Raw genomic sequence first — 3,866 nt, 5'->3', positions numbered from 1 at the left:
AGACTCCTCGGAGTGATGCGTTTCAAAGAGGCCGGTGCTAGCGGGCGCGCCTGGAATTCCGAGTTTCTTGGGAGGCAGGGTTCAATTGGGTGTGAAGAAGAGCGCTTTTGAACCCGCATAGCACAGGAAGATAGGGTGAGAGGGGAAAAATGCAAGCGTCAGCAAGGTCAACCGTGAGCGCTGCTCGAGTCTCGGACTGGGAGCGCAAGGTTCTCCCCCTGCGCGAGCAGACCAGGGTCGTGAACGGGTGGCTTGGGCACCGCCTGGAGCACCTCCTGCCCGAGATTATGAAGCGTGAGGGCTTCGACATGTGGATCGTCTGCGCGCGCGAGTACAACGAGGATCCGGTGTTGATGAGCCTGCTGCCCGCGCCCATGCTCTCGGCGCGGCGGCGCACCATCCTGGTCTTCTCGGTGCAAGGCGGTCGCTTCGAGGCGCTGAACGTGGCGCCGCCCGGCGTCGGCTTGGACGACTACTATCGGGGCGTCTGGAACAAAGGCAAAGAAGAGCTGGAGCGGGAGGATCAGTGGGCTTGCCTCCAGCGCATCGTGGCGGAGCGCGACCCCGCCGTCATCGGCATCAACCTCTCCGAAACCTTCGCCTTTGGCGACGGCCTCAGCCATACCGAGCACGCCCTGCTCATGAAGGCGCTGGGTCCGGCCTACGCCGAGCGTTGCCGGGGGGCTGAGCGGCTGGCGGTTGGCTGGCTCGAGCGCCGCAGCGAGGGCGAACTTCAGGCCGCCAGCGGCGTCAACGAGATCGCCCACGGGGTCATCGCCGAAGCCTTCTCGAGCCGCGTCGTGCATCCCGGTGTGAGCACGGCCTTGGACGTCGCTTGGTGGATTCGCCAGCGCATTCAGGACCTGGGCCTCAGCGCCTGGTTCCAGCCGACCGTCTCCATTCAGCGCCGAGGCGCCAACGTCGGTGATATCGGCGCGACCCCGGACGAGGTCATCGTGCCAGGCGACCTGTTGCACTGCGATGTCGGCTTGCATTACCTGGGGCTGGCGACCGACACGCAGAGGCTCGCCTATGTGCTCAGGCTGGGTGAGGATGACGCTCCCGAGGGTCTTCGGAAGGCGCTGGCGACCGGCAACCGCCTGCAGGACATCCTCGCGGCGGAACTCGTGGCGGGACGAATGGGCAACGAGATTCTGGCCGAGGCGCTGGCGGTGGCAAGAGGCGAGGGGCTTCAGGCGCGCATCTATTCCCATCCCATCGGTTATCACGGGCACGGCGCCGGTCCCGCCATCGGCATGTACGACAACCAGGAGGGGGTGCCGGGTCGGGGAGACTACCCACTCTTCGCCGACACCCTGCACTCGTTCGAGCTCTACATCAAGCAAGCCGTTCCCGAGTGGGAGGGCCAGGAGGTCAAGATCGCGCTCGAGCAGGTCGTCGCCTTTACGGGCGGCGAGGTCCACTTCCTGGCCGGGCGGCAGATGGCGTTGCATCTCATCGGGTGAGCTCGCGCGCCAGGAGGGGACGACGGGCAGGGTCGCGCGGGTCCACAGCGCGCGACAGGATGCGTGCTCGAGGGGAGGGAGCATGAGAGCTACGGTAGAGCGTTGCGAACTGGCACCGGGTTTGAGCATCTCCCGGGTCTTGACAGGTTTGTGGCAGGTTGCGGATATGGAACGCGGCGGCCGAGAGGTGGATCTCGAGGCGGCGGCCGCAGCCATGGTCCCGTACGCCGAAGCCGGCTTCACAACCTTCGACATGGCTGACCATTACGGCTCGGCGGAGGAGATCGCCGGCCGGTTTTTGCAGCACTACGCCCCTACACGTCAGGGGCAGCTGCTGACGAAATGGGTGCCGCCGCCAGGGCGCGTGACGCGGGAGGATGTTCGAGCCGCGGTCCAGCGCTCGCTCGAGCGGATGCGGACTGACAGGCTCGATTTGCTGCAGTTTCACGCTTGGACCTACGCCGATCCACACTGGCTGGATTGCCTGTTCTGGCTGCAGGAGCTCAAGGATGAGGGTCTCATCGCTCAGCTGGGAGTGACGAACTTCGACACGGCTCATCTGCGGATCGTGCTGAAAAGTGGCGTCGGGGTCGTCTCCAATCAGGTCTGCTTTTCACTCCTCGACCAGCGCCCCAAGAACGGCATGACCGAACTGTGTCAGCAGCACGGCGTCAAGCTGCTGGCCTACGGAACCGTCGCGGGGGGCTTCTTGAGTGAACGGTGGCTCAAGAAGCCGGAGCCCGACCGGGAAGACCTTCGGACCTGGTCACAGATGAAATACCGGCGTTTCATAGACGCGGCCGGCGGTTGGGAGGCGTACCAGGACCTCTTGGTCACGGTGAGCGAGGTGGCTCAGACACACGGGGTGTCGCTGGCCAACGTCGCCTCCCGCTATATCCTCGAGCAACCCGCCGTTGGCGGGGTCATCATCGGCGCGCGGCTCGGACAGAGCGAGCACATTCAGGACACGCTGCGGCTGTTCGACTTTTCCCTCGATGAGGCAAGCTACTTGAAAATCAAGTCGGCTTTAAGTAATCTACGCACCCTTCCAGGAGACAGCGGCGATGAGTACCGCAAACCCCCGTACCTCACGGCTTCCGGGGATCTAAGCCATCACCTTGAAACTTTCCCCCCTCCCTTTGCGGTCCGGGCCGGCTCGGATGGGCGCAGCGTCGCTCTGAGCGGCACACCGTGGGAGGAGATGGCCGGTTATTGCAGGGCGGTGCGCCGGGGGAACCGTATCTTGGTTTCCGGAACCACCGCGACGCACGTCGACCGAGTGGTGGGCAAGATGGACGCGGCAGCCCAGCTTCACTTCGTGATCGACAAGGTAGAGGGAGCGCTGCGGTCGCTCGGTGGCCGCCTCGAGGATGTCGTGCGCACCCGCGTCTACCTGCGCCACCTCGAAGATTGGGAGGCCGTAGCCTGGGCCCACGGAGTGCGGTTTCGAGATATCCTCCCCGCGAACACGCTGATCCAGGCGGGGCTCGTAGGGGAGGAGTACCTGGTGGAGATGGAGGCGGAGGCCATAGTGGCGTCTGAGGGCTGAGGCTGAAAGCGCCCGATCGCTACGCTTGCTTGCAAGTTGCGCTTAGAGCAGTCTGTGACACTACCTTTGCTCCCTTACCTACGAACTGGCAAAATGTCCGGTGGCTAGAGGACGATTATCGAACAGTTGCACTCAAAGACCGCTCTCCTGCCTAGAACCCGGGACCCGAGGGATGCGGCGGACGCTAATGCCACAAACGACGTCAAAGGCGCACACCACTCTCTCGCCTGAGGTCAGGCAAGCGCAACACAAACAACGCCCCACCCTCAGGATGATTGGCCGCCTCAAGCTGCCCCCCGTGCGCCTCAGTCAGCGCGCGAGCAATAGCCAAACCGAGTCCCGAGCCGCTCGAGTCACCCGGCGCACCCTCAGGCGTGTCTGGTCGCGCCCGCGAGAGGTCACCGCGGTAGAAGCGCTCGAGGGCCCGCTCGAGGGTGGCTTGCGGGAGCCCAGGTCCGTAGTCGCGCACCCACAACTTCACCCCCTGGGCCTCCGCTTCGGCGCCGACCTCGATGAGGACAGGACCAGCGTGACGCAGGGCGTTATCGAGCAGGTTGCCCAGCACCTGCGTGATGCGGTCGGGGTCGAAGGTGGCGCTGAGACCAGCGGGCACCGATATCAGCCTAGGGCCTGTAAAAGAACAACCTCCCGACTTACTGACTAACTTAGCCACCTGGATCACTCATCAGTCGCGGCCGGATGGTGTAGTTCCAGTTAGGACAGACGCTGTGACGCTCTAGATTCAGCTTCTTCATGTCAGCATCTGAAACACGCTGCCCTTTCTCATAAACCCCTTCCAACAAGAAAGCTTTCACCTTCAGGCCGGTCTCGGTGGCCGTCCCTCGAAGAGT

Annotated in this window: 4 protein-coding genes; 2 read left to right on the top strand and 2 right to left on the bottom strand. The window is 63.9% G+C overall.

All coding sequences use genetic code 11. The features are described 5' to 3' along the window. Positions 1-239 precede the first annotated feature (239 nt). A complete protein-coding gene (locus tag M3498_05270) occupies positions 240-1,466 on the top strand; it encodes an aminopeptidase P family protein (protein MDQ3458702.1) in 1,227 nt (408 codons plus the stop codon). 82 nt (positions 1,467-1,548) lie between these two features. Further along, the gene (locus M3498_05265; GenBank protein ID MDQ3458701.1) at positions 1,549-3,015 is read left to right on the top strand and encodes an aldo/keto reductase; all 1,467 of its coding nucleotides are present in this window, start codon (positions 1,549-1,551) and stop codon (positions 3,013-3,015) included. A 202-nt stretch (positions 3,016-3,217) separates the two neighbouring features. Here M3498_05265 and M3498_05260 read toward each other — a convergent pair whose 3' ends face one another. Together M3498_05260 and M3498_05255 are read right to left on the bottom strand one after the other, a co-directional pair. Beyond that, positions 3,218-3,628 carry a sensor histidine kinase gene (locus tag M3498_05260; GenBank protein MDQ3458700.1) on the bottom strand — a complete coding sequence of 137 codons (411 nt, stop codon included), beginning with the start codon at positions 3,626-3,628 and terminating at the stop codon, positions 3,218-3,220. A gap of 52 nt (positions 3,629-3,680) precedes the next feature. Continuing rightward, on the bottom strand, positions 3,681-3,866 hold a 186-nt coding region (locus tag M3498_05255), incomplete at its 5' end, for an ISAzo13 family transposase (GenBank protein ID MDQ3458699.1).

This window comes from Deinococcota bacterium (assembly GCA_030858465.1).
GTDB lineage: Bacteria > Deinococcota > Deinococci > Deinococcales > Trueperaceae > JALZLY01.
This window is presented reverse-complemented; position numbering and strand designations above follow the sequence as displayed.